Origin of the sequence: Hominibacterium faecale (genome assembly GCF_020734085.1) — a bacterium.
Taxonomy (GTDB): Bacteria; Bacillota; Clostridia; order Peptostreptococcales; family Anaerovoracaceae; genus Hominibacterium; species Hominibacterium faecale.
In genome coordinates, this window is record NZ_JAJAGH010000006.1 from 242641 (window position 1) to 265458 (window position 22818).

Sequence of the window (22818 nt, forward strand, 5' to 3'; positions counted from 1 at the left end):
GGAAAAAGAAATTGACTTTTTTTAGAAAGACCAGGAGGTAAACGAATATGAACAATATGGATGTAAGAAATCAAATCGTAATGAGCCAGGTAATGCTTCCCCATCAGGCCAATGTGGCCGGGAACGTACACGGGGGCGAAATCATGAAATTCATGGATACGGCCGCCGGGGCAGTGGCCATGAAATATGCCAAGGCAAACTGCGTAACCGCCAGAGTGGATGAGCTGGAATTTCACCTTCCGATCTTTGTGGGAGCATTGGTGACCTGTACAGCGTCAATCGTATATGTAGGCAAAACTTCCATGGAAGTTTTGGTGAATGTGGAAGCGGAAGATCTGGAATCCAACAGTAAGCCTCAGAAAGCCCTGTCCGCCTACTTCACCATGGTGTGCATGGGCAAGAACGGGCGGCCCCAGTGCGTCGCTGACTATGTCCCGGAGACGGAAGACGAATTGCGTTTGTATGAAGAAGCTGCGAAGCATGTGCAGAGGAAAAAGGACTTGATTGCCAAATCCAAATAACCGCCCTGTAGAGGCTGACCTTTTCGTCCATTTTATGTTATCATAGGAAAGGAATCGATCTGGTACAGCAGGGGAACCCTCTGTATTGGAGACATATGCTGAAGGAAGGTTGACAAAATATGGATGTAAAAAATCAAATTGTAATGAGCCAGGTAATGATGCCTCACCATGCCAATGCGCTGGGTGTCGTCCACGGCGGTGAAATGGTAAAATTCATGGATACAGCGGCAGCGGCGGTGGCCATGCGTTATTCCAAGTCAGATTGCGTGACCGCTAGAGTGGATGAGATGAGTTTTCATTTTCCCGTTCATGTGGGCGATCTGGTCGTATGTACCGCTTCCATCGTATATGTGGGCAGGACCTCTATGGAAGTCTTGGTGACGGTGGATGCGGAAAATTTAAAGTCTGAAGGGAATACGCAGGTTGCCTTGTCCGCTTACTTTACCATGGTATGCATCGACGAAACCGGCCGTCCGCAAGAAGTCAAACCCTATATGCCGCAGACGGCTGACGAAAAAGTTCTTTATGAGCAGGCAAAAGCTTATATCGAGCGCAAGAAAGCTTTCAGAAAATGAGTCATATATATTGAAATGAAGAATGGAAGGAAGTTTAATGTTATGTATCAGATGAAAAAAAACATCCCGGCATTGATCCTAGCAATGGTTTTATGTATTGGACTTGCGGCCTGCGGTGCAGGTGATCAGAAGAAGGGCGGAAATACAGCAATCGTCGGCACCTGGGAGTTATCGGAAATTGCGGCGGGCAGCAGCAAAATGGGTGCGGAGGATTATATGAAATCCGCTGATGTGGATAAAGTTCCGGTTTTAACATTTGAAGACGACGGCAAAGTAACGCTGGATGTGAACGGCGATTCAGGAACCGGCACTTGGGCCGAAGAGGGCGGTGCTTATTCCATCACTTATAAGTCAGGGGACGATGATGTGACCAAATCCGTGGAACTTGACGGATCGACTTTGAAAATGGAACAAAACGGCTATGCGCTGACTTATGAGAAGAAGTAGGGGAGAAGATGTTAAATAAGAAAATCAAAAGCAAAGTCGTCCTGTTATTATTGACCGCTTTCATTTGTATAACCATAACAGCATGCAATAATTCTGATGACGCTTCAAAAGCTCTCATCACAGGGATCTGGGAACTGAGTTCTGCGAAAGTCGCAGATCAGGAAATCACCAGAGACGACTTTTTAAAACAAATGAATCTTGACAGCTTTCCTCAAATCATATTCTACGAGGACAATACGGTTTCAATTGAAATCTTTGGAGAAGCAAAAAAAAGCAAGTGGAGCGATGATGGTGATGGTGTCTATACTATTAAAGACAGTGACAATAGCTCTGATCTGCAAGTAAATTTGGAAAATAATCAGCTGCTATTTTCCCAGAGCGGTATCACGCTGGTATTTGAAAAGCAAAAATCAGCAGATTAACTGTACGGTTATAATAGGAAAGAAGGTAACATCAAGCTTCAGTAACTATTCCTAAAATCATAATTTTCGGAAATGTTATAATTTATAAAGTTCCACGAAAGTATACTGAAATACCGAAAAAGCCGAACAAATTAGCAGTTCAGCTTTTTCAAGTAAGTTGTATAATAGTTGTATAATATTGGTTTAGGAAAATGCATAATTTTTATAATAACCCCTTTTGTCTAAATAAATTGTAGGCGAATTTCTAAAGATTCATTTAGCAGCTTTGTTTCACTTGCCCCAATACTTGATCGTTTATTAGTTTATTTCGCTCTCCAAGCGTTTGTATCTTACGTGTCGGCACAATCATCTTATACCTATTCCTTTTGTCCTTCTAAGCGAAGCTCTAATTTCCGTTTTAAGCAATTTTTATTATAATTTAGTATCCTCTGTCAACATCCAAAAGACAAACAACTTAACGTTTTACAGGAATCTTCAGTGTTTGTCCCGGATAAAGCTTTGATGCAGAAGTTTCGTTCGTTTTACTAATTATATGTACGGATTCACGGCGATCCATATCCGCAGGCATATATTGTTCTGCTATCGACCATAATGTGTCGCCGGACTCAACTTGAACTTGGATATATTGCGGCTTTGTCATACCATCTGCATTATTAAATCCCAAAAATGTTGTGACTGCAGTTGCTGTTACAAGAAGCATTAGAACAATAAAGACAGTAAATCTTACTCTTGATTTAATTCTATATTTTTTTCTTGTTTGTCTTTTCATCTGCATTCTATATACCCACCCTTTCTGAACGTTTGTTCTTCCTGATGTTCTTATCATACACGAACATATATTCCTTGTCAAGAAAAATGTAAACATTTGTTCGCAAGTTTGTGATAAATAAAAACGCATAATTAAAGAATGGAATTTTTACAAGGAGTTAAGAATGTTAGAAACAAAAATTTTGACCGTTTCCCTCCACCCGATGGTTATCGGAAAACGGTTAAAGCAAGCAGAATCGGAGTGCGGCGTTGCCGCAAGGTATAGAATAGTGAAAGATGCTCGGCACGGCTCGCATCTTACATCTTTATAAACATCCATATAATCATAGCGGCCAGGCAAAGAACGATGACCACATCTAAAAAGATGGACTCGCCGGTCTGCTGCCGCTTCTTTTTTATAGAGAACAGCTTGCCCGCGATCAATAAGACCAATCCGCCGGATAGAAGCCATGTTTCCGCAGGCTGGCCCATCGGTTTGTGAAGAGCTTCCGTCATTGCAATGGGAATCAAAATGATTGCCATTGCAATTCCGTATAAAATAAAATTGAGATTTTTTCTCATAGAGGTCTCCTATTTATAGAGTTTGTCATAAGCTTTATCCAGCCAGATCGTCAATTTCTTCCGCATAACAATACCAATGATAAACAGAATAACTGCAATAACCGCAATGACGATCGCTCCTGTATAATCCCCCGCTTCAATCTGTCTGCCGATAAGAAGGCTGCCCATCATTCCCGGGCTTCTTCCGATCAAAGAAACGATTAAAAACGGCTTTAACTTCATTTCCGAAATACCGGCCGCATAGTTGCATAGGTCCTTGGGTACCCCCGGTATCAGAAAAATCAGAAACACAATCACAACCGCTTTCTTGCTGTTTAGCTTATGGATGAATTGATTGATCTTTTGCTCACCGAAAATCAGATGCATCGCATCGCGGCCCAAAAGTTTTGCCAGATAATACGTGATCACCGAACCAATCGCTGCGCCGATCAGAGAAAACAGAAAGCCCAGCCAAAATCCGTACATATATCCGGCAGCGAATTGCAGCCACTGGCCCGGTATGATACAGACTACGATCTGCGCCACTTGCGCGCCAATATAGACTAAAATGCTCTGGGTTTTATACTGCTTAAAAAAGGCGTTTACACTTTCCAGACTGGACATGCGTTCAATCACTTCCGGCTGATAAAAATAGATATACAGCGGCAAGCCCACCAATATGAACAGCAGCAGTGCAAGCTTTAAAATGGTTGTAAATACTTTAATTTTTCTTCGTAATTGTTCTTTTTTTTGTTTATTCATAACTCTAGCTAGTAATCCCTTTACCCATTTGTTTTAATCCAATGAAACCAGGCCTTGTTCATACAAGGTCTGCAAGGCCTTGATAACGCCGAATTTGGAATGCTCATAAGTGAGTCCCCCCTGAAAATAAACGATGTAAGGCTCGCGGATAGGAGCATCGGCACTCAGCTCAATGGATGAACCCTGAACAAAGGCGCCGGCAGCCATGACCACCTGATCCTCATATCCCGGCATATCCCATGGAATCGGTTTTACATAAGCATCAATTGGAGCAGCTGCCTGAATTCCTTCACAAAAAGCAACCACCGCTTCCGGACTCCCAAGCTTGACTGCTTCAATGATATCGCTCCGGGTATCCCCTGCCTTCGGACAGACATCATATTCCAGCATTTCAAATGCCTTTGCGCACAAAACCGCACCCTTAACCGCACCGTTTACTGTTTTAGGTGCAAGAAACAGTCCTTGGAACATAGTCCTGGTCTGTCCAAACGTGAGGCCGCATTCCCCCCCAATCCCCGGCGAGGTCATTCGATAAGAAATCAGATCGATTAGTTCTTTTTTTCCGGCAATATAGCCGCCCGTCAAAGCCAGGCCGCCTCCCGGATTCTTGATGAGAGAACCGGCAAGAACATCAGCGCCAACTTCAGTAGGCTCCTCCGTATCCAGAAATTCGCCGTAACAGTTATCCACCATGCACACAATATTGGGATTGATCTGGTGGACGAAGTCCGCCCATTCACGAATCTGAGGAATGGTAATAGCCTTTCGCCAGCCATATCCGGTAGCGCGTTGAACTGTTACCATGCGGGTCTTTTCCGTAATCGCATTCTTAAGCGCGGTCAAATCGATATTTCCTTCCGGCGTGAGCTCTACTTGTTTGTAGCTGACTCCAAACTCCCTCAGAGAACCCTTGCCCTCGCCCCGGATTCCAATTACTTCTTCCAACGTATCATATGGGGCTCCGGTGCAGTAGATCAGCTCATCTCCCGGTCGCAATATCCCGGTCAGCGTTAGGGTTAACGCATGCGTCCCATTGACGATAATCGGCCGAACCAATGCTGCTTCCGCTTTAAAAATATCAGCATAAACTCGCTCCAAAGCGTCCCTGCCGGCATCATCGTAGCCATATCCAGTATTCCAGGCAAAATGCGTGTCACTGATTCGATTCTTTTGAAATGCGGTCAGGACTTTATACTGGTTATATGCCATAATATCGTCCAAATGATCAAATTCGCCTTTTACCGCTTCCTCGGCCTCTGAAATATGATCCAGAACGCGAGGGGCAATCTGTAACTCTTTTGATAATAATCGATAAGTATTTGTCTGCATGTTTCATTTCTCACTTTACATAATATTTTTATATCTAGTCTATTTCATATCTTCCGCTTTATCTTTTAATTCAGAAAACATATTTTCAATATAAACATGGGGGTTGAACATCTCTATAATAAATTCACCAGAAGCAGTCCCATAAAGATTTTCTTCAAAGAACTTCTGGAAGGAATCCTTATAACCGATCCTCATCTTTTTTAATATTGCGTTCCGGTCAATGGTTTCATTTTCCTGCCATATAAAAACCGGATAACCGTTGTTCATGCCGTACATACCGCTGGTATCAGGACGATAGGCATTGCCCAAATCGGATGCCATATGGGTACTCCTCATATCTCCGGAGGACATGGGAACGATCGTCTTTGAGTACCGTTTCTTCCCTTTCCCCTCCCTGTCTTTTCCGACAGCAGCCTTTGCCGAGTTGTTCAGATAATAATTGTTGCTGATTGAGCGTCCTATATCATTATAATAGTCTGCCGTGTAATTGCCAAGTATACCGCCGATATATTTACCATTTTTTAAGGTTCCGGCATTATAAGAATTTCGAAGTTTTACTCCATCTTCGCCGATACTACCAACCACTCCCCCGACATAACCGTAAGAACCGTCCTCAGGACCGGAAACAGAACCAGTATTATAACAGCTTTCCACCGTTGAACCGACTGCGTTGGTATAACCCACCACGCCGCCGGCGCATTCATTTCCCGAATGAATATTTCCTCGATTGAAGGACTCCTTGATCATTGCTGATTTGGCTACCGATCTACCGGCAATACCGCCGGTACCATAAGTACCCACACCCTTTCCTTTAGAAACAACGGTTCCTTCGTTGGAACATTGTTCAATACGTCCATTCCAGTTTTCGCCGACCACGCCGCCAACCTTGACATTTCCTTTGACGCTGCCCTGGTTATGACAATTGATCACCTGACCAGAATTGCTTTCGCCGACTACCCCGCCAATTTTATCTGTCCCAGAGACTTCTATGTTTACGGTACAGTTTTCAACAACTGCCGACGAGGTCATCGTGCCGGCCATACCGCCGATATTGCTGCCGTAAGTATTGATGCTGCCGGATAAATTCAAGTTGTTCACGGTTCCTGCCAAATAACCGAAAAAACCTTGATTGTCTTCTTGAGAGCCATTGATCTTTATTCCGGAGATCGTATGTCCATTCCCGTCAAACACGCCTTCAAACAAGTGTACCTCAGAGTTTCCAATAGGTATCCAGTTTTTGGTCAGGGCGATATCATTCATCAATTTAAAGGTAACCCCTTTAAAAGTATAGACCTCATTGACTTTCCATTCGATTTTCCTAGTGCGGACCAATTTAGCCAGACCGAAGAGCTGCTGCTCAGTCGTAATCTCATACACTTCCTTGGGATCATCCGGATCAAACCAGCTGGTATCGGCCTTGCCTGCTTTAATTGCCTCTTCTTCAGCGAGTTCTGCTTGAAACTCAGCGTCATATTGAAGATTTTCAACTTTTTGTATAAATGAATAGTCGGCTGCAAAGACAGGAGCCGCAGTCACACAATTGCATATTAATAAAGATGCTGCACACGTGCAGATAAAGGCCTTCTTCTTCATTTCCTTTTTTCTTTCCTTTCTAGAACCACCATACACTGTATCTTTGTTATTTCTGTGATCATTTTTTCTTCTTACCCTCAGTTCGTTCCAGCTCCCATTCCATATCTTTCACCAGCTCCCGCTTGACATTCATCTTATGTGCAGCATAAAGCTGAGTGGTTGTCACCTGTTCATGATCCATCAGAGCTTGAACATCAAAGATGGAGTTGCCGCGCCCGATCAAACTGGTAGCTGCGGTAGCTCTTAGTTTATGGGGACTGTAACCGGATTTTCGGGATGTAGCAAGTCCAATGGACGTATATTTTTTCACCAGTTCCCGGATTTGCCGTTCTGTCATTCTCTTGCCTTGGAGAGAAAGAAACAGCGCATCCTTATGGATTTCTTCCAGCTTGGAATCGTCGGCCCGTTCATCCTCTATGTAGTCTCTGACCGCCAGGGTTACCGATTGATTCAGGGGCATATTGGATTCTTTTCCCCGCTTTCGGTAGATCGTGAATTCTCCTCTGGAAAAGTTAAAGGAGGACACATTGAGCTGCTGAAGCTCAGAAAGCCTGAGACCGTAAGTCAGAAATAACAGCAGGATCGCTTTGTCCCGTTTTTTTGTTTTTTCCCAAAACTGCCGTTCCTTCTTTGTCAGATGGCTGCCCGCAGCCACCGCATCCAGCATAATCATCACCTCGTCGTCCTGAAGAGCTTTAATCTCCCGTTCTGTCGCTTTTGGAACACGAATGGGATCAAATCCATCGGTAATGTTTTTTTTCAGCAGCTCGTCTCGATAGAGCTGTTTGAACATGACCGAAACAGAAGATTTTTTTCTGGCCAGGGTCTTATTGTTGTTTTCATAGACGACAATCGAACCCTTCGTTTCGACTTTGTACCTTCTGCAATAGTCGATAAATGCGTTCACATCCACCGCCCGGATCTCGTCAAACTCCGATAAGGTGATGTCTTTTGGACATGGAGCCTCGGAAAGAGCCGTTTCTTTTATGAGATACTCACAGAAAAATTTGATGTCATGGAGGTAAGCCAGCCTAGTCATAGGAAGCACATTGCCGCGAAGGTATGCGAAAAATCCCCGGAGGAACCGAGGAAGCTCATGTTCGATCTCTTCGCACTGGTGGATGATCTCATGTTCCTTCATGACGATATTATCCGGCTTACTACTCTTATTATGAACCTTTATTTGTTTTTGTCCACCCATAAAATCATATCCTTTAATGCCTTTTCACTGCTTTCATACATAGAAAGCTCAAACCACTTAATTTTATCATATCTGCGGAACCAAGTTAACTGTCTTTTTGCGTAATTTCGAGTGTTTTGCTGTATTTTCTTCACAGCCGTATCAAGATCGTATTTGCCGTGCAAATGATAGATCAATTCTTTATAGCCGATTCCTTTCATGGAAATATCGTCCTCGGATAGTCCCATCCCGAGCAGTCCCTTGACTTCTTCCAGGAGGCCCTGCTTCATAAGGATCTCTACCCGGGCATTGATGCGGTCATAAAGCTCCTGCCGATCCCTGGTAAGGCCGAGGAGGCAAGGCTTATAGCCGCTGACCGGGGTGCGGACCTGAGTGAAGGCCGGGATTCCCTGACCGGTTGTCTCCACGGCTTCCAGCGCACGGATGATTTTTTTTGTGTTGTTGGGATGGATCCGTGCTGCCGCATCTGGATCTTTTTCCGCAAGGAGACGATATACGGCCTCTTTTCCCTGTTCATGGGCCAGCTGCTCCAGTTTTTCCCGATAACCGTCCCTTCTGGGCGGCGCGCTGAAATCCATTTCATAGAGCAGCGAGTTGAGATAGAGCCCGGTACCGCCGGAAATGATGGGAAGTTTTCCCTTGTCATGGATTTCGGCGATGGCGGCTTTGGCCCTTTTCTGATATTCAGCGGCCGAAAAAGGCTCCCTGGGATCGATTTCATCTACCAGATAATGCTTTACCAGAGCGCGTTCTTCCTTCGTCGGCTTGGCGCTGCCGATATCCATGTATTTATAAAGCTGCATGGAGTCGCAGGAAACAATTTCCCCGTCCAGCCGCTGAGCCAGTTTCAGAGCGTATTCAGTTTTTCCTACGGCCGTGGGTCCGGCAACGACTAATATTTCTTTCATATCAAACTCTTTTAAACATTTTTTCAATCTCATATTGGGTCATTTTTATGAAGGTCGGTCTGCCATGGGGGCAGGAAAATGGATTCTCGCACTTTTTCAAATCAGCCATCAGTTGGTCGATCTCGCTATCTTTTAAGTAATCGTGGGCCTTTACCGCGCTTTTGCAGGAGCGCATGGTTAATTTTTCAATGGCAGGCGCGTGATCCATCTTGATGCCCGCGGAAGCGCTGTCTACAAAATCGTTGAGAAAACGTTCCGCTTCATCCAGGCCCATGAACATGGGAATTTCTTTCACAATGTAGGTCTTGGGCCCGAACCCTTCCACTGAAAAACCCATCTGCCTGAGGGGCTCCATCCATTCTTCATGCTCCTCTGCAGCAGGATAAGAAACATTGAGCATAATGGGGATCATAATGGGCTGGCTGTGTTTTTCGGAGCTTCGGTATTGGTCCATCAGTTTTTCAAAGAAAACCCGCTCGTGGGCCGCATGCTGATCGATGAGATAAAAGCAAGTTTCATCAATGGCAGTAATATAAGTGCCAAAGATGGAACCGGTGATGGTCAGGTCATCGAAATCAAACGGCGCCGGTGTCTGAGGCTTTTTTATCTGCACGAGCGGATCCGCTTTTTTTCCTTCGGCTGAAACCGATGCTGCCGCCGGTCCGGGATCCGCATGATAGGAAGCAGCTTCCTCTTTAATGGACGGCTCCTTTTTTTCTTCCTCCTGGCGTATGGTTGACAATAATTTTTTTATATCAACCTGTTCTTCTTCAGGCGGCGGAACAGGAGCAGCTTTGCGAAAATCCGTTTTTTTCGCCGCAGCCTTGTACTCCTCGCTTCGCTCTTTACGAAAAACATCCTTTTCTGTTACAGCTGGTATGGATTCTTTGGAAAGGAGTGCCTGCCGAAGAATCTGGCGGACAAATTCTGTAACTATAGCCTCATTGTCAAAACGCACCTCCCGCTTATTGGGATGGATATTCACATCCAATGTCTGAGGAGCTGCCTGCAGAAACAAGTAAGCTGCCGGAAATCTTCCTTCAAAGAGTTTATCCGAATATGCCTGGCTGATACCTTTTTGCAGAATTTTGCTGTTTACAACTCTGCCATTGATGAAAAAAATCTGATGTTTTCGTGTGGCATGAGAAAGCCCTGGTCCTGATATGTATCCCTCCAGAGAAAGGTTACCTTGCTGCCCCTGCACTGGAATCAGCTCATCGCCGATTTCCCGGCTGTAAACCGTGAGGATATTTTGATAGCGGTCCCCTTTTCCCGGTGTGGTAAAAAGCAGACTTCCATTATTGACAAGACGAATCTTCACATTGGCGTAAGCAAGCGCAATCTGAGAGATGAACTCTATAATCAAGCTGCTTTCCGATGCGTCGGATTTCATGAATTTCTGTCTGGCCGGAGTGTTGTAGAACAAATCTCGGACAACAACCGTAGTTCCATTGGGACACCCGGTCATCTCCTTTTCAGCCGGCCTGCTGCCTTCAACCGCCAGCCTTACCCCTGCCGGCGCATTTGCTATCTTGGTTATGATTTCAGTCCGAGAGACAGCAGCAATACTGGCCAGAGCTTCTCCCCGAAAACCCAATGTTTCAATTGTCTCCAGATCTTTCGCTTGAGAGATTTTGCTGGTTGCATGGCGCAAAAACGCTGTTTCCACTTGATCGGCCTCGATCCCGCACCCGTTGTCCGTAACCCGGATATAAGCTTTGCCGCCCTTTTTAATTTCTACTGTGATCGCCGATGCTCCGGCATCGATGGAGTTTTCCACCAACTCTTTAACAATGGATAGGGGTCGGTCCACCACCTCCCCGGCTGCGATTTTATCTGCAACCTCTTTTTCTAAAATCCGAATCATGGCTGTCTCCTATAAGGTACATACAATGGCAATACAAATGACCAGTAATACCACTTCACTTCCGATCCATTTTTTCATAGCCGCTGACTTTGGATAATCTTTCTTGGCGTTGGCCTGACGGATGAGATAAATGGTTGCAATGAGCAGTACGATTGGTACTAAAATAATCAAATATTTCAAAATTTCCTCCTTATCCCTCTGCTGCCTCTTTCAATTGTTCCAAAATTTTAAATGCTTCCGATGGAGTCAGATTCATCAAATCCAGGCTTTTTAACCGTTCGACCACCGGGTTTGGAGCAAAACCGAAAAAGGAAATCTGCTGCTCTTCCTCTGCCATGACAGACGGCTCTTCAGCTCCAGAAGAGTTCTCCGATATCGGACGTCCTTCCTCTAGTTCTTTCAATTTATCCGCCGCCCGCTCAAGGAGCAAAGACGGCACACCGGCCAGTTTTGCCACCTGGATCCCATAGCTCCTGCTGGCGCTGCCTTCGATGATCTTATGCAAGAAAACTACATTGCCGTTTTCTTCAGCTACATCCACATTGAGATTGCGCAGACCTTTCATATACCCCTCCAGAGTCGTCATTTCGTGATAATGGGTAGCGAACAGCGTCCGCACCTGGCGTTTGGTTTTGCACAGGTATTCAGCTGCGGCCCAGGCGATGGATAATCCGTCGTATGTGCTGGTTCCCCGGCCGATTTCATCAAGAATAATCAAGCTTTTTTCCGTTGCAGAATTGAGTATGTATGCCAGTTCGCTCATTTCAACGAAAAAGGTACTCTGTCCTTGGGCAAGATTGTCGGAAGCCCCAATTCTGGTAAAAATCCGATCCACAATGCCGATATGTGCGCTGTCTGCCGGCACGAAGCAGCCTGACTGTGCCAACAGTACAATCAACGCGGTTTGGCGCATATAAGTGGATTTACCAGCCATATTGGGCCCGGTGATCAAAAGCAGGCTGTCTCTGTCTCTGTCCAGATAGGTGTCATTGCTGACAAAGATTCCATCGCGAATCGTCTGTTCGATCACAGGATGACGTCCCTTTTCAATTTCAATCGTGTCCGATTCATCCACAACCGGCCGAATATAGTTATTCTGCTGGCCAACCAAAGAGAAGGCTGTTAAAACATCCAAGCTGGAAACGGCTGCCGAAGTTTTTTGAATCTGGCGGATATGTCTTTGAATTTCGCCGCGCACCTGGGTGAAGAGTTCGTATTCCATCTGGTTGATCTTCACTTCAGCATTGAGAACCAGGCTTTCCATCTCTTTCAGTTCAGGCGTGATAAACCGTTCACAATTGGCCAGAGTCTGTTTGCGCACATAGTTATCGGGGATCATCTCATAATAGGATTTGGTCACTTCCAAAAAATAACCAAAGACTTTGTTAAATCCCACCTTCAAGTTTTTAATGCCTGTCCGCTCCCGTTCAGTACTCTCCAGCTGTGCAATCCAGTTCTGCGCATCTTTGATGGAGAATTTCAGCTCATCCAGCTCCTTGGAATATCCTTCTTTGATCATGCCCCCTTCTTTAATGGCAAAGGGCGGTTCCTCAACAATCGCTCGATCAATCAAGGCGTATACCGGTTTTAAATCATCGATCTCTTGTTCCAGCTCCGAAAGAAGCCGGCTGCCACACCCTGATAAATCATTCTTTATGTCCGGAAGCACAAAACAGGAATTCCGCAGAGCGATCAAATCTTTTCCGTTAGCGCTGCCGCAAGCGATCCGACCGGCCAGCCGTTCAAAGTCATAAATTTGTTTCAGGCTTTCCCGGATATTGTTGCGCATAAGAAGATCATCGGTGAGAACCTCCACCGCTTCCAGCCGCAGGTTGATGTCATGGGCGTTGTTGAGGGGTTCTTTGATCCATTGCTTCAATTTGCGGGAGCCCATGGCAGTGCTGGTCTTATCCAGCACGCCCAGCAGGGAGCCTTGAATCTTCTTTTCAAAAAGGGTTTCGGTCAGCTCCAGATTTTTAATGGTCGCCTTGTCCAGGCACATATGGGTGCCCATTTCATATAAATGAAGCCAGGAAATATGCTCAAGGCTGTTTTTCTGTGTCTCGTGGAGGTAGAGCAGCATGGCGCCCAGAGCCCGGACCACAGCCGTGTTTTCCTCCAGCCCCAGCCCTAACAGGGCTTTCACCTTGAACTGGCGGAGAACCGCGTCAGAAACCGCCCGATCGTTGTAATAATCATTTCCCAAAGGATTGAAGTACGCTTCTGTGACCAGCTTCATTTCATCCAGATCCAGAAGATGATCCTCGTTGATCAAGATCTCTCTGGCGCGAATTTTTACCAATTCGTTGAGCAGCGTTTCAAAGGCGTTGTCGCGGGGAAGCTCGGTCCCGTAGATTTCTCCTGTGGAAACATCGCAATAGGCCAGGCCTGTCTTTTCTCCCATGTTGAAAACGGAGGCAATATAATTGTTCTCCGTTTCCTTGAGCATGGTCTGGCTGATGACCGTTCCGGGTGTAACGATGCGGATGACTTCCCGTTTTACAATACCCTTCGCCTGCGACGGATCCTCCGTCTGCTCGCAGATGGCCACTTTATATCCCTTTTCCACCAGACGGGCAATATATGTATCCGCAGAATGAAAAGGTACGCCGCACATGGGAGCACGCTCCTCCTGTCCGCAGTTTTTTCCGGTCAGGGTCAGCTCCAATTCTCTGGAAGCAGTCTTTGCATCCTCATAAAACATTTCATAAAAGTCACCCAACCTGAAAAAGAGGATACAATCCTCATAGTCTTGCTTGATTTTTATATATTGCTGCATCATTGGTGACAGTGCCATAAGTTTCTTGAATCCTTTCTGTTCTTATAGAAAAAAGAGTGCCCTGAGAAGCGCCCTTTGCCTCCCAGGGCTGTCCATCTATCGCTTGCTATAGGCTTCCATGCCCAGGCGGATCAGCTGGACTCCGCGTGCCATATCCTTCTGGTTCAGGACATAGGCAATACGCATTTCCTCACGGCCCAGGTCCGGCGTAGCATAAAATCCTTCAGCAGGTGAAAACATAACAGTTTCGCCGTGATCGTCAAATTCCGTCAACAGGAACATGAGAAAATCCGATGCGTCTTCCACCGGCAATTTGGCAGTGAGATAAAAAGCTCCTCCCGGTTTTTGACAGACGACCCCTGGAATCTTCATCAGTTCTTCATAGACAGCGTCCCGTCTTGCTTCGTATTCGGCGCGTATTTCATTGTAATAGGATTTGGGAAGCTTGTAGAGGGCTGCTGCTCCGATCTGATCGACGGTGGGCGAACAAAGTCTGCCCTGGGCGATTTTCATCAGATTGTCCAAAAGGTCTTTGTTTTTGGCAGCAATGCAGCCAATTCTGGCGCCGCAGGCTGAAAACCGCTTGGAAACCGAATCGACGATGATGACTCGATCAGCCAGATCGTCCATCATGCCGAACGATGTCACCTCCCGGCCGTCATAAGCAAATTCCCTGTATACTTCGTCCGCTATAATCCATAGATCGTACTTTTTAGCGATTTCGCCGATCAGCTTCATTTCGTCCAAGGTGAGGACGACACCGGTTGGGTTGCCCGGACTGATGCAGCAGATGGCCTTCGTATTGGGTGTGATGGCGGCCTCAATTTTCTCGGCGTCCGCATAGTGATATCCCTCTTCCGGCGTGGTTGTAATGGGCACGACCACGCCGTCCGCCATGGTGACAAAGGTATGATAATTGGTATAGAAAGGTTCCGGGATCAGCACCTCATCTTTTGGATTGAGCAGGGAGATGAAGATCATGCTCAATGCTTCCGAACCGCCGTTGGTCACAATAATCTGATCCCTGCCATAATTCATTCCATATTGCTTAAAGTAATCAGATATAGCGTCCTGCAAAACCGTTACGCCGCCTGATTCGGCATAGGCGATGACTTTCTCGTCAAAATTCTTAATCGCATCCATAAAACAGTCGGGGGTTTCGATATCCGGCTGTCCGATATTGAGATGGTAAACTTTTTTGCCGGCTTCCTTTGCCTTCTGCGCGATGGGATTGAATTTTCGGATGGGCGAATGCTGCATTGCCAGCACCTTGTCAGATAATTTCATTCTTATTATTCTCCTTTTCTTCTCTAATTCCTTTTATTCCAACTCTGAATGAGAGGTTAATACAACTGCATCCACATCGACCTTTTGCTCTTCTGGGGCCTGCTGCTTTTTCAGGTACAGCAGGTATTCAATGTTTCCTTTTGCTCCCGTAACCGGAGAAAAAGTCAGCCCATGAGCATAAAGACCATTATCCTGCCCATACCCGATCACCTTTTGAATGACTTCTTTATGGACGTTTTTGTCGCGGACGATCCCTTTTTTGCCTACCTGCTCCCTCCCCGCTTCAAACTGGGGCTTTACCAGACAAACCAGACTGCCGCCGGCAGCCAGCAGCACAGAAGCTATTGGAAACACCAATTTTAGGGAAATAAACGAAACATCAATACTGATAAAATCCAGGTCGTGGTCGACGGACTCTAAATCCAGGTAGCGGATATTGACTTTTTCCATATTGACAACCCGCTTGTCGTTGCGCAGCTTCCAATCCAGCTGCCCATAGCCCACATCCACTGCAAAGACTTTCCTGGCGCCTTTTTGCAGCATGCAGTCGGTAAAGCCTCCGGTGGAGGCGCCAATATCCATGCAGACCGCTTCTCTCAGGGAAAACCTGAATTCTGCCACAGCTTTCTCCAGCTTCAGTCCTCCTCTGCTCACGTAAGGGCAAAGGTTTTCCTTTATATGAATGGGCGCCTGTTCATCCACAGGAGTCCCGGCCTTATCTACCTTTTGGCCGTCCACGTAGACAACACCCGCCATAACAGCAGCTTTGGCCTTTTCCCTTGAGGGAAACAATCCCCGCTCTACCAGAATCACATCAAGCCTGTTTTTCAAGATATTCACAAATCCTTTCTGCAATACTTTCGGGATTTAATCCATATTTTTCAAAGAGCTGACCGATGCTTCCGTGTTCGATAAAACGATCCGGCCAGCCGAAATTGAGAACCTTTACCGGGGATTCCATCATGGCCGCGGCCAGATTTTCTCCAAAGCCTCCGGTGATCACATTGTCTTCCAAGGTGACGATCAGTCTTGTCCGCTCAGCAGACGCGGTTATGGCCTTCTGGTCCAAGGGACGGACAAAACGGGCATCGATCAGCCCGGCATCGATGGAGTTTTTCTTCAATACTTCCTGCACCTGAAAGCCCACGGTCAGCATATTGCCGGCCGCCCAAAGTTCCACGTCCCTTCCTTCTTCAATAACCAGGCTGCCTTGGATCGGACAGTTCAACCCCAGATCCATAGCCTCGCCTCTCGGATAGCGAATAGCGCACGGGCCTTCCAGCGTCATGGCGTATTCCAGCATTTGTTCCAGCTCACCTCTGTCTGCGGGAGCCAGAATGGTCATATTGGGCATATGGCTCAGATAGGAAAGGTCGAACATACCATGGTGGGTTTCTCCGTCAGCGCCCACAATGCCCGCACGGTCGATGGCGAAAACCACCGGAAGATTTTGCAGACAAACGTCTTCTATCATTTGATCATAGGCACGCTGCAGAAACGTAGAATAGATGGCAACTACCGGACGGTAGCCGCCGGCCGCCATTCCCGCAGCAAAGGTTACCGCATGGCCTTCTGCAATGCCCACGTCAAAGGTTCTGGCGGGATATCGTTCCTTAAAGCCCTTCAAGCCTGTGCCTTCCAGCATAGCCGCTCCAATGGCGACGATTTTATTGTTGGTTTTCGCCATTTGGATCATCTTATTGCCGAATACGTCCGAATAGGAAGGTACGCTTCCGCCGCTCTTATGCTGGCGTCCTGTTGTTGGATCGAAAGGCCCCGTACCATGATATTTGCTGGGTGTTTCTTCGGCGCTTTTATAGCCTTTGCCTTTTTTGGTGATAACGTGAATGAACACCGGACCGTCGACTTCTTTGGCCATGGTAAGGGTCTCCAAAAGCACTTCCATATTGTGTCCGTCCACAGGACCAAAATATTTGAATCCCAGCTCTTCGAACATGATGCCGTCCAGAACGGCATATTTGAGAGAATCCCGCATATGCTGCATGCCGGAAACGACTCCTTTTCCAATGCCTGGAATTTCGGAAATGTTCTTTTTTACCCGCTTCTTAAAATCGGTATATTTGCGGGATCCGCGCAGCTTGCTCAGATATTTGGACACCCCGCCGGTATTGGGAGCGATGGACATACCGTTATCATTTAGAATGACTACTAGATTGGTCTTGGAAACACCCACATTGTTCATGGCTTCATAGGCCAAACCTCCTGTAAGAGCGCCGTCTCCGATGATGGCTGCGATTTTGAAGTCTTCCTTTGCCAAATCTCTGGCAGCCGCCATTCCGGCAGCAACGGATATGGAGGTGCTGCTGTGCCCGGTATCAAAGGTGTCGTATTCGCTTTCCTTCACCTTGGGAAAGCCGCTCATGCCGCCGAATTTTCGCAGCGTCTGAAATCCCTCGGCCCTTCCGGTGAGGATTTTGTGTACATAAGATTGATGTCCTACATCCCAGATCAGTTTGTCTGTGGGAGTGTCAAAGACTTTATGTAAAGCAATGGATAATTCCACTACACCAAGATTGGAGGCCAGATGGCCTCCAGTCTTGGAAATATTGCTGATCAGGAAATCCCGAATCTCATAGGATAAAAGCTCCAACTCGTTTTCGGTCATTGTTTTCAAATCCTGAGGAAACTGATATTCCAATAATTTTTTCATGCTTATTTGCCTCGTACTGCTAAGTCTGTTGCTAGTTTAGTAAAGAATTCTGCATTGTCATAGTAAGAAGACAGTGCTTCAATGGCGTTGTCCGTCAACTCCATCAGCTTGGCCTTGGATGCTTCCAGTCCATAGAGGGATGGATAGGTGGATTTTTTCTTCACTTGATCCACACCGGCCTTTTTTCCCATCTCTTTTTCGCTGCCTACCACATCGAGGATATCATCGGCAATCTGGAAGGCCAAGCCCAGATTTTCCGCATAAATGGTCAAGTTATTGAGCGTTTCCGCATCTGCGCCGCCCAGCTGTGCTCCCGCACGAACTGCCGCCACGATGAGAGCCGCTGTTTTGGTCAAATGGATATAGTCCAGCATTTCCCGGGAGCACGCCTTGTCCTCCGATTCGATATCAGCCACTTGACCGGCCACCATGCCCCGGCATCCGGAGCCTTTTGCAATCTCATAAGAGGCGCGAATACGCTTTTTCAGCTTATCGGGATCATCGAAATAAAGGAGCATGTCCTTGTTCATGGCTTCGTACGCAGCCGACTGCAGTCCGTCCCCAGCCAGAATAGCCATGGCTTCGCCGTAAATGATATGGTTTGTTGGAACACCTCTTCGCAGCTGATCGTCATCCATGGCCGGAAGATCGTCGTGAATCAGCGAATAAGTGTGCATATATTCAACTGCGCAGGCATATGGGATAGCGGCCTCCAGCTTGCAGCCGGTAAATTCTGCCGCAGCTAAGAGCAGCATCGGGCGTATCCGCTTACCGCCTGCCGAAAGGCTGTATTTCATAGATTCATAGAGCGTAATGCTTTTGTGATCAATATCCGGCAGGAAATCCAGAATGTGTTCTTCTATCAGTTCTTTATATCTTTTTCTAATTAATTCCGGCATGGTAGCCCTCCCTCTATTCCTTGGAATACGTTTCGATTTTTTGTTTGGCATTATTTAATATCTCGCTGCACGCTTCATAATATGCAATTCCTTCTTCGAAATTTTTCAGGGCATCTTCCAGCGTGATGTTTTCTTTTTTTAAGTTTTCCGAGCTTTGTTCCAGCTTTGCCAGAATTTCTTCAAACTTCGGCTTGTTTTCAGCTTTGCTCATGGCTGTCCCTCCTTATTTCTGTCACTTCGCAGTCTGCTTCCCCGTCTTTCATAACCAAGGTGATACGATCGTTTTTTCTCAGCTTTTCAGCCCTGCCGACCAATCTGCGGCTGTTATCCAAAACAGCGCTGTATCCTCTGGCCATGATTGCTGCCGGGTTGAAAGATTCCAGACTAGACTTATGCAGGTTGACCTCTTTCTCCAATTGGGCAATGATTCCTAGAACCCGGTTTTGGGCTTGGGATTTTAAATTCTCAATACGCATCTGTTCCATGACGATCCGGCTCTCCAAATCTCTTTTAAAGGCCGCCAGATCCAGGCTTTTCAAATGCATCTGCTGATAGCGGATATAGGAACTGGCGTCTGCTGCCAGCGTTTTCATTAAATTGTCCACATAAATCTTCAGCTCGCCGATATCCGGCACTGCCATAGCTGCCGCAGCTGTCGGCGTTTCCGCCCTCTTATCGGCCGCGAAGTCGGCGATGGTAATGTCTGTTTCATGGCCCACTGCGGAAATAACGGGAATCTTGGACTGGTATATGCTGCGGGCCACGATTTCCTCATTAAAGGCCCAAAGCTCCTCCATGGAGCCTCCGCCTCTGCCTACGATGATAGTATCCGTTTCCGGAAAAAGGCAGTTGACCTGATCGATGGCTTCTGCGATCTGTCCGGCTGCCGCCGGTCCCTGGACCAGGACCGGATAAATCAGCACGTCCGTATAATGATTCTTGCTTTTGATAATCTTCAAAATATCTCGAATGGCAGCTCCGGTTTCCGAAGTAATGACTGCAATCTTTTCCGGAAAAAACGGAATTGGTTTTTTATGGGCAGCGTCAAAAATCCCTTCTGCTTCCAGTTTTGCTTTCAGTTTTTCAAAGGCAACGGAGAGGTTTCCCAGGCCGGCCACTTCAATATCGCGTATATTGAGCGAATAGCTGCCCCCTCGTTCGTACAGATAAATGTATCCGCTGGCCGTGATTTCCATCCCTTCTGAAAGCTCATAGCGCAAAGCTTCGGCTCGCTGCTGCGGGAGAAAGCAGTTGAGCTTGCTGTCTGCATCCTTCAGGGAAAAGTAGACGTGGCCGGAACCATGAAACTTCAGATTTGAAATTTCACCGACCACGGATACGTTTCCAAGGAGCGGATCGGTCTGCAGGATCCGCTTAATATATCCGTTCAGCTGTGAAACCTTGATTGGTTTTATAGCCATAATTTCTTACCCCCAAGAAGCGCGATACCCACAGCATTGTCCTGGGACAGCCGCTGCTGCCCGAATTCTACGGATATCCCGGTATTGGAAAAATGTCTTTTCAATTGTCCGCTAATGCAGCGGCTGGAGGAAACTCCTCCGGTATACATAATGTTAGTTATCGACGTCTCGTTGCTGGCCTTTTGCGTAATTTCGATTAAAATGCGGGTTATTTTATCAAACAGCTCCCGCACCAGCTCGGCTTTTTCTTCTTCTGTGGAAGCCTGCTGCATCATCAACTCGGCTTGTCTGCCGCATTGGGTTTCGATACCGGACAGATTGAAAAACAAATCGTCTGCCGGAATCTTTTTCAAATAGGCAGATGGCTTTTCAGCACCTATGGCCAGCTGGTCCATTTCTTCACCCGCAGGAAAATTCAGGCCTAGTTTGACGCCGACCCGATCGATCACCTGTCCGAAAGAAAGATCTTTAGAGCCGCCGATGATTTGAATATTTCCTTCGTTGACTTCCAAAAGTTCGCAGGTGCCGCCGGACAAATGGTAACACAGAAAACGTGTTTGATGGGAAAGCCCGGAACTGGACTTGATTGCTTCAATGTGTCCTTCCTGATGGGAAAAGGTAAAAAATGGCACCTGGAGCGCCGCTGCCACGGCTTGTCCAAATCCGATTCCGGCTTTGAATACCGGCATATAGGAGCCTTCCTGCGGCCTTGGCCGGTCAGAACAGGCGACTGCTGCGATACGCCGGGCCCTGTCGTCTGCCAGCGCTTCTTCCAAAAGCTTTGGCAGGTTTTCCACATGCTGAAAAAGGGCGTCTGACTGTCTCAGCCCTCGTTCGCCCTGTTTTACATGCAGCAGCTTTCGCAGATCGCATAAAATCTTACCCTGTGCATCTGTAATCGCTGCGGAAGTCTTGTAATTGCTGGTATCGATTCCCAGCACATAGTCCCGATTCCTAAGCATGTTTCTGTTTCACAATCTGGCCCAGCACTCCGTTGATAAATTTCCTGGAGTCTTCCGCGCTGTATTTTTTGGCCATATCCACCGCTTCGTTAATTGCCACCGCATCAGGAATATCGTCCATGTAAAGAACTTCTCCCATGGCCAGTCTGGTTATGGCCAGATCTACTTTTGCCATCCTCTGAATGTTCCATTTGGAACTGCTCTCATTTAGCTTAGCATCGATCTCAGGCAGATGCTGTATGACCGCATTGCACAGTTTGATCGCGTAGGAAAGCTGATGGTCGTTCTTAAAGTGGTCGTCGATATAGTTGTTTTTTATCTCATCGCTGTAATCGTTTTGAATCTCCATCTGAAATAACAGCTGCATCAATCGTTCTCTTGCTTCGGTTCTAGTCATGTATTGGGGCCTCCTCCTCGGGTATGTGGACTCCCTGTACATTGATATTTACAGCTTCTACCGTCATTTCCGTCATGGATTCCACTTCTTTTTTGACGTGTTCCTGGATATTCCATGCAACAGCCGGTATATTCACCTGGTAGTCCACAATGACGAATATGTCTATGATCACACCGGCCTCACCCTGAGAAACCTTTACGCCCTTGTACAGCAGCTCTTTGCCTAAAAAGTTTTTTGAAAGCGCATTGGTCAGGCCGCCGGCCAGCTCCGCCACACCATCCGTCTTTAAGGCAGCATTTGCTGCGCAGACGGCGATTACCTCATCGGAGATTTTCAGGGTACCGGATTTCTGTTCATTTACCACATTCATTCATTTTCACCTCGGGACTTATTATAACAAATTTACCCCGTGATTACAATGTCTAAAACTTGCTTTGAATAACGATCTCCGGTGCTTTTCTGCCGGTTTCCCGCATGATTACGTCACAGATTTTTGCCACATCAGACTGATTCAAGTCCTGTTTATTAACGGTAACGTTGACACCGCTATCTGTGATCAGAACCAGACATTCGGGTAGTTTTTTTGTCTTAATCGCGTTTTCTACATTTTGTTCCTGCTCCATATATTTGAGCAGCTTTAGCTTTTGCTGTGTGGCGCTTTCTTTTTCCGAGCTGCTGTCGGCTGTGGTTTCCGCATCGGTCAGCATGGAAATAACTTGATTTCTGTCCATGTTGATGGTAGCACGCATTTCTTCGAAATAAGTATCTGTATTCTCCAGGTCACTGACGTCATCAGAAGTGACGGGCGCAGGTTCTTTTGTTTTTTCAGTTTCTTTTTTATTTTCCTGGGCAGATGTTTCGCTCTCATTCTTAACATTAATGCTGTCCACAAGAACATCGCCGTCGTGCTCGGGAATATCCTGATTGCTCTGCGCCGCGTCCGGCGACGGGAATACACCTCCGATGGCCGTTACCACCCCCAGGCACAGCGCCACCACCAGCGCCCCGCCGATCAATTTTCTATGTTTTTTTATCTTTTCCCAAAAGTTGTGCTTTTTCATGATTCACTTCCTCCATCCTTTTTAGTTGTATTGTCTTTTTCAAAGACCATAACACTGGACACCGGTATGTTGAACACGGCTCTCACTGCATTGACCAGATTATTCCTTACGACCGGATCATCTGCTCCCTCTGCGGTTACAATGACTCCTGTGATCTGGTCTTTTTCACCATATTGCAGCATCACATCCACAGCACCTACCCCCTTAATGTCAGTCAAAATGCTGCAAAGCTGTGCTTCGGTGCCGCCGTCGTCATCGATGATCTGTTTCCGTCCATCTTTATTCTGTGTAAATACGTCAAAAGAAAGCAGCGCTACAGAGATGATGATGAGTATGGCGATGATCTTTATTGCCAGATCCTTCATCTTTGGATCTTTTTTTAATTTTTCTAGCATTGTGATCACTCTC

General features: G+C 46.6%; 25 protein-coding genes. 4 read left to right on the forward strand and 21 right to left on the reverse strand.

Annotated features, from left to right (window positions below; translation table 11 throughout):
• Nucleotides 1-47 precede the first annotated feature (47 nt).
• The 4 genes from LG211_RS09010 (at nt 48) to LG211_RS09025 (ending at nt 1965) form a co-directional block, all read left to right on the forward strand.
• Nucleotides 48-521 (forward strand): acyl-CoA thioesterase, encoded by a 474-nt coding sequence (locus LG211_RS09010; RefSeq protein ID WP_148395198.1) that lies wholly within the window; start codon nt 48-50, stop codon nt 519-521.
• A 119-nt stretch (nt 522-640) separates the two neighbouring features.
• Nucleotides 641-1096, forward strand: a complete 456-nt coding sequence (locus tag LG211_RS09015; RefSeq protein ID WP_148395197.1) for an acyl-CoA thioesterase — start codon at nt 641-643, stop codon at nt 1094-1096.
• 42 nt (nt 1097-1138) lie between these two features.
• The gene (locus LG211_RS09020; RefSeq protein WP_227755163.1) at nt 1139-1543 is read left to right on the forward strand and encodes a lipocalin-like domain-containing protein; all 405 of its coding nucleotides are present in this window, start codon (nt 1139-1141) and stop codon (nt 1541-1543) included.
• 8 nt (nt 1544-1551) lie between these two features.
• The gene (locus LG211_RS09025; RefSeq protein WP_148395195.1) at nt 1552-1965 is read left to right on the forward strand and encodes a hypothetical protein; all 414 of its coding nucleotides are present in this window, start codon (nt 1552-1554) and stop codon (nt 1963-1965) included.
• Between the two features lie 454 nt (nt 1966-2419).
• Here the strand turns inward: LG211_RS09025 and yneA are convergent, their stop codons facing one another.
• From yneA to LG211_RS09130, 21 genes are all read right to left on the reverse strand, one after another.
• Nucleotides 2420-2740 carry a cell division suppressor protein YneA gene (gene yneA, locus LG211_RS09030; protein ID WP_227755164.1) on the reverse strand — a complete coding sequence of 107 codons (321 nt, stop codon included), beginning with the start codon at nt 2738-2740 and terminating at the stop codon, nt 2420-2422.
• A 290-nt stretch (nt 2741-3030) separates the two neighbouring features.
• Nucleotides 3031-3294, reverse strand: a complete 264-nt coding sequence (locus LG211_RS09035) for a hypothetical protein (RefSeq protein ID WP_227755165.1) — start codon at nt 3292-3294, stop codon at nt 3031-3033.
• A 9-nt stretch (nt 3295-3303) separates the two neighbouring features.
• A complete protein-coding gene (locus LG211_RS09040; protein WP_148395192.1) occupies nt 3304-4035 on the reverse strand; it encodes a TVP38/TMEM64 family protein in 732 nt (243 codons plus the stop codon).
• 33 nt (nt 4036-4068) lie between these two features.
• Nucleotides 4069-5364: a methionine gamma-lyase family protein gene (locus LG211_RS09045; RefSeq protein ID WP_227755166.1), complete on the reverse strand. Its 1296-nt coding sequence runs from the start codon at nt 5362-5364 to the stop codon at nt 4069-4071.
• Nucleotides 5365-5403: 39 nt separating this feature from the next.
• Nucleotides 5404-6957 (reverse strand): GLUG motif-containing protein, encoded by a 1554-nt coding sequence (locus tag LG211_RS09050; RefSeq protein WP_148395190.1) that lies wholly within the window; start codon nt 6955-6957, stop codon nt 5404-5406.
• 58 nt (nt 6958-7015) lie between these two features.
• Nucleotides 7016-8158: a tyrosine-type recombinase/integrase gene (locus LG211_RS09055; protein ID WP_148395189.1), complete on the reverse strand. Its 1143-nt coding sequence runs from the start codon at nt 8156-8158 to the stop codon at nt 7016-7018.
• Nucleotides 8137-9066, reverse strand: a complete 930-nt coding sequence (miaA, locus tag LG211_RS09060) for a tRNA (adenosine(37)-N6)-dimethylallyltransferase MiaA (RefSeq protein ID WP_253019678.1) — start codon at nt 9064-9066, stop codon at nt 8137-8139. Before miaA ends, LG211_RS09055 begins: the two co-directional genes overlap by 22 nt.
• 1 nt (nt 9067) lies before the next feature.
• Nucleotides 9068-10933: a DNA mismatch repair endonuclease MutL gene (mutL, locus tag LG211_RS09065; protein ID WP_269477366.1), complete on the reverse strand. Its 1866-nt coding sequence runs from the start codon at nt 10931-10933 to the stop codon at nt 9068-9070.
• A gap of 9 nt (nt 10934-10942) precedes the next feature.
• Entirely contained in the window at nt 10943-11113 is a 171-nt protein-coding gene (locus LG211_RS09070; protein WP_253019676.1) for a hypothetical protein, read from the reverse strand.
• 10 nt (nt 11114-11123) lie between these two features.
• On the reverse strand, nt 11124-13730 hold the full coding sequence (gene mutS / locus LG211_RS09075; protein WP_227755169.1) for a DNA mismatch repair protein MutS: 2607 nt from the start codon (nt 13728-13730) through the stop codon (nt 11124-11126).
• Nucleotides 13731-13808: 78 nt separating this feature from the next.
• Nucleotides 13809-14999, reverse strand: coding sequence for a pyridoxal phosphate-dependent aminotransferase (locus tag LG211_RS09080; protein WP_269477367.1), 1191 nt, complete (start codon nt 14997-14999; stop codon nt 13809-13811).
• A gap of 33 nt (nt 15000-15032) precedes the next feature.
• On the reverse strand, nt 15033-15830 hold the full coding sequence (locus LG211_RS09085; protein WP_148395353.1) for a TlyA family RNA methyltransferase: 798 nt from the start codon (nt 15828-15830) through the stop codon (nt 15033-15035).
• Nucleotides 15814-17670: a 1-deoxy-D-xylulose-5-phosphate synthase gene (dxs, locus tag LG211_RS09090; RefSeq protein WP_148395184.1), complete on the reverse strand. Its 1857-nt coding sequence runs from the start codon at nt 17668-17670 to the stop codon at nt 15814-15816. Before dxs ends, LG211_RS09085 begins: the two co-directional genes overlap by 17 nt.
• Nucleotides 17671-17672: 2 nt before the next feature.
• Nucleotides 17673-18569, reverse strand: coding sequence for a polyprenyl synthetase family protein (locus LG211_RS09095; RefSeq protein WP_148395183.1), 897 nt, complete (start codon nt 18567-18569; stop codon nt 17673-17675).
• 13 nt (nt 18570-18582) lie between these two features.
• On the reverse strand, nt 18583-18780 hold the full coding sequence (gene xseB, locus LG211_RS09100; RefSeq protein WP_148395182.1) for an exodeoxyribonuclease VII small subunit: 198 nt from the start codon (nt 18778-18780) through the stop codon (nt 18583-18585).
• Nucleotides 18767-19990: an exodeoxyribonuclease VII large subunit gene (gene xseA / locus LG211_RS09105; protein WP_227755171.1), complete on the reverse strand. Its 1224-nt coding sequence runs from the start codon at nt 19988-19990 to the stop codon at nt 18767-18769. The genes xseB and xseA overlap by 14 nt, the downstream gene beginning before the upstream one ends.
• The gene (locus LG211_RS09110; RefSeq protein ID WP_148395180.1) at nt 19981-20952 is read right to left on the reverse strand and encodes a Kae1-like domain-containing protein; all 972 of its coding nucleotides are present in this window, start codon (nt 20950-20952) and stop codon (nt 19981-19983) included. Before LG211_RS09110 ends, xseA begins: the two co-directional genes overlap by 10 nt.
• A complete protein-coding gene (nusB, locus tag LG211_RS09115) occupies nt 20945-21349 on the reverse strand; it encodes a transcription antitermination factor NusB (protein ID WP_227755172.1) in 405 nt (134 codons plus the stop codon). Before nusB ends, LG211_RS09110 begins: the two co-directional genes overlap by 8 nt.
• Nucleotides 21342-21719, reverse strand: a complete 378-nt coding sequence (locus LG211_RS09120; protein WP_148395178.1) for an Asp23/Gls24 family envelope stress response protein — start codon at nt 21717-21719, stop codon at nt 21342-21344. The genes nusB and LG211_RS09120 overlap by 8 nt, the downstream gene beginning before the upstream one ends.
• A 52-nt stretch (nt 21720-21771) precedes the next feature.
• On the reverse strand, nt 21772-22410 hold the full coding sequence (locus tag LG211_RS09125; protein ID WP_148395177.1) for a SpoIIIAH-like family protein: 639 nt from the start codon (nt 22408-22410) through the stop codon (nt 21772-21774).
• Complete coding sequence (locus LG211_RS09130; RefSeq protein ID WP_148395176.1) at nt 22407-22805, reverse strand: hypothetical protein; 399 nt, start codon at nt 22803-22805, stop codon at nt 22407-22409. The genes LG211_RS09125 and LG211_RS09130 overlap by 4 nt, the downstream gene beginning before the upstream one ends.
• Between the last annotated feature and the right edge of the window lie 13 nt (nt 22806-22818).